Raw genomic sequence first — 3,220 nt, 5'->3', positions numbered from 1 at the left:
ACCAGCGCCAGCACGATATACATCACGCCGATCTTCTTGTGGTCGACCGAGGTGAACCACTCGTTCCACAGATAGGCCCATTTGCGGTGATAGGTGATCAGGCCGAAAACGGTCAGCGCCGCGATCACGACGGCAGCGAAGGTGACGTCGAGAATGAGAACGTCATAGGGAATGTCATCCCAGCTGAGCTTACCGAATATGATGTTCCAGAATTCAGATCTCATTAGTGCCTCACGGGTTCAGAAGCGTTCGACGCGCTGTCGTCGCCGGGAATATGGGTCACGGTCTGGTTCGGATTCTTGATATTGACCGGACCGCGTCGCGGCTCATCGGGATTGGCGTGGAGCACACCGTCGAATTGATGCTGGTCGAAGCCCTCGCCGGGCGGGAACTCGTCATAAAGATAGCTGTCCTTGGTCTTCACGCCCTGAAGGCCGCCGCCGCCCATCATGTCCTGCATCATCATCTCGCCGACGCAGACCTTGCCCGGCTCGACGCAGAGCCCGACGATCCTGTCGAAGAGGTTGTCGGCAACGCCGTTGTAATAGGAGACGCCGTCGGCAACCGTCGGCTTTGAAAGCTGGAGATAGGTCTCGTCGCTCATCGTGTTGGAAGAAGCCTTGACCGTGTTGACCCAGCTGGAGAACTCGTCCTCGGAAACGGCGAAGGTCTCGAAATCCATATGGGCGTAGCCGGGGCCGGAGTAATTGGCCGAGCGGCCGTAATACTGCCCGGCCTCTTCGGCGACCAGATGCAGCTTCGTCTCCATGCCGGCCATGGTGTAGATCATGCCGGCAAGGGCGGGCACGGCAAAGGTGTTCATGACCGAGCTTGAGGTGAGCTTCAGGTTGACCGGACGGTCCGTCGGGATCACCAGCTGGTTGACCACGGCCATGTCCTGTTCGGGGTAGATGAACAGCCATTTCCAGTCGAGCGAGACGACGTCGATCTCCAGGGGCTCGCCGGCGATATGGTCGAGCGGCTTGTAGGGGTCGAGCCTGTGGGTGTAGATCCAGGTCATCGCGCCGAGCGCGATGATGATCATGACCGGCACGCCCCAGATGAACGCCTCGAACAGCGAGGAATGTTCGAATTCCGGGTCGTAGTCATCGGTGGTCTTGCGGCCGTCGCGGTAGCGCCAGGGGATGTAGACCGCCAGCACCAGCACCGGAACGATGATGACGAGCATCAGCACCGTCGATGCGATCAGGAGGTCGCGCTCCTGGTTGGCGACCCAGCCGGCCGGGTCGAGAAGAATGAGCTGACAGCCCGACAAGAGAAGCGCAAGCGGCAAAAGCAGCGCCGGTTTCAAAAGCTTGTATAGGTTCACAATCGCCTTCATTCTCTAAAATGACGCCGGATTGCGCGGATAATCCGGACTTGATTGTCGATGACATGCCCGCCGGCCCTGGCCCATCGTCCCCGCGGCGACCGAACGCTTAAGTGCAGGCATTTCCTAAAGACAGCCCCCTGTCTTGCCGGACGGCTGCCTCATCATGGCGGTCTCATACGCATATTTAGACCAGAAATGAAACGTGTCCGTCCTGTGGCATTTTGGCACAAGGCCGCATTCGCGTCACCTTGGCGCCATGCTTTTTGCCCGCGATGCGTGAATTATGCCACGAAAATTGGCAATCGGCAGGTTGAAGCAGCGTCTGCGGGGTTGCCGATTGCAGCTTTCATTGATCTGACTCAAGCCCGTCGACTTCCGGAACTGTGTCAGGCGGCACTGATATTGCAACGCAAAAGGGGGCTCGTGCGTTATCTCCACACGATGCGTCTCAACGACCTCCGATCCGTTGGACAGCAACGCATTTTCAGGAGTTGCGCAATCGCGTGAAGATATGCGACAATACGCCACATGTGACAAACTGCGCACAACCGTTTCGAGGAGGAGACGAGATGTCAGGCCTGTTTTTCTTTCCCTATGTAACGAGCGCCATCGGCGTGTTGCTCGGGGTTTATCTGACCAATGAACTGCGGGAGTATGACCGTCGGGATTATTTCCTGCGCGCCTGCTTCATCTTCGTGATCAATCTGGTGATTTCCTACCTTCTGGAATACGCCTTCCCGCGCGAGGCCGTCGGCAGCGAGGGCATGGCGCTTTCCACCGCCTATTATATGGGCCTGTCGATCTACGCCGTTGTTCCGGGTCTCGCCTTCGGCCGCTTCACCGCGTTTCGTGCCCGCAATATGGGCCACGACAAGTCGGTGGCCTACTGGAGCGCGATCCCCTTCGTGTTCATCTATTTCATGCTGGTCGCCCACAAGCGCGAGGATCATGCCTCGCCGCGCGCGGCCAGCTGATCATATCACAGACAGTCTTTCGCGGACCGCGTGCCATGAGGCGCGCGGTCTTTTTTTGTCTGAGGCTCGGCACGGGCACAGGCCAAAGCATAAAGCGCGGTCCTGCGGTTGATTTTCCGGCTTCGCCCGCCTTCAATGTCAAAAAAGCGTTCGATTTCGACGGCATGATTGAGCACAATCATATTCAATCGTTTTAGGAACGCGCTATAAGCGAGTGAACCAAGTCTTTTCAGGGAGCCATCGACATGAACGCCCTTATCAATTCCCTCAGGGAAACCGTGACGCGCACCAATGCCGAGGATTTGCGGGCGGCCTTTGCTGCAGATCCGGCCCGCTTTGACCGTTTCAGCCTGCGGTTCGAAGATCTGCTGATGGATTTCTCCAAGACCGCCGTCAATGACGCGGTTGTGGCGGAACTCGCCAGGCTTGCCGAAGAGAAGGGCGTTGCCGAAAAGCGGGCGGCGATGTTTGCCGGCGAGAAGATCAACCTCACCGAGGACCGCGCCGTCCTGCATACGGCGCTGCGCAACCGCGCCAACACGCCGGTAACGGTCGACGGCGAGGATGTCATGCCCTCGGTCAACGCGGTGCTGGAGGCGATGGGCGCGTTTGCCGACGGCATTCGTTCCGGCTCGATCAAGGGCGCCACGGGCAAGGCCTTCACCGATGTGGTCAATATCGGTATCGGCGGCTCGGATCTCGGCCCGGCCATGACCACGCTGGCGCTCGCGCCCTATCACGACGGACCGCGCCTGCACTATGTTTCCAATATCGACGGCGCCCATATCGCCGATACGATCGCCGGGCTCGATCCGGAAACGACGCTGTTCATCGTCGCCTCCAAGACCTTCACCACCGTCGAGACGATGACCAACGCCGCCACCGCCCGCGACTGGCTCGTCTCCCACGGGCG

At 59.1% G+C, this 3,220-nt stretch carries 3 protein-coding genes and 1 pseudogene; 2 read left to right on the top strand and 2 right to left on the bottom strand.

Annotation, left to right across the window (positions count from 1 at the left end; all coding sequences use genetic code 11):
• Both AC5DC2_RS21770 and cyoA read right to left on the bottom strand, forming a co-directional pair.
• Positions 1-224: pseudogene (locus tag AC5DC2_RS21770) on the bottom strand (cytochrome o ubiquinol oxidase subunit I); the annotation flags it as partial.
• Positions 224-1,330 (bottom strand): ubiquinol oxidase subunit II, encoded by a 1,107-nt coding sequence (gene cyoA, locus AC5DC2_RS21765; RefSeq protein WP_491699995.1) that lies wholly within the window; start codon positions 1,328-1,330, stop codon positions 224-226. The gene cyoA and the pseudogene AC5DC2_RS21770, both read right to left, overlap by 1 nt.
• A gap of 572 nt (positions 1,331-1,902) precedes the next feature.
• Here cyoA and AC5DC2_RS21760 point away from each other — a divergent pair.
• Together AC5DC2_RS21760 and AC5DC2_RS21755 are read left to right on the top strand one after the other, a co-directional pair.
• Complete coding sequence (locus AC5DC2_RS21760) at positions 1,903-2,307, top strand: hypothetical protein (RefSeq protein ID WP_024706297.1); 405 nt, start codon at positions 1,903-1,905, stop codon at positions 2,305-2,307.
• A gap of 245 nt (positions 2,308-2,552) precedes the next feature.
• Positions 2,553-3,220: phosphoglucose isomerase-related protein (locus tag AC5DC2_RS21755; protein ID WP_491699994.1), on the top strand; the 668-nt coding region annotated here is incomplete at its 3' end.

The organism is Martelella sp. (genome assembly GCF_984369615.1).
The sequence above is the reverse complement of the archived record's forward strand: the minus strand, read 5'-3'. Positions and strand labels throughout refer to the sequence as shown.

Excerpts from the sequence above, each read along its gene's own strand:
- AC5DC2_RS21760 (WP_024706297.1), top strand. The coding sequence starts at position 1,903 with ATGTCAGGCCTGTTTTTCTTTCCCTATGTAACGAGCGCCATCGGCGTG.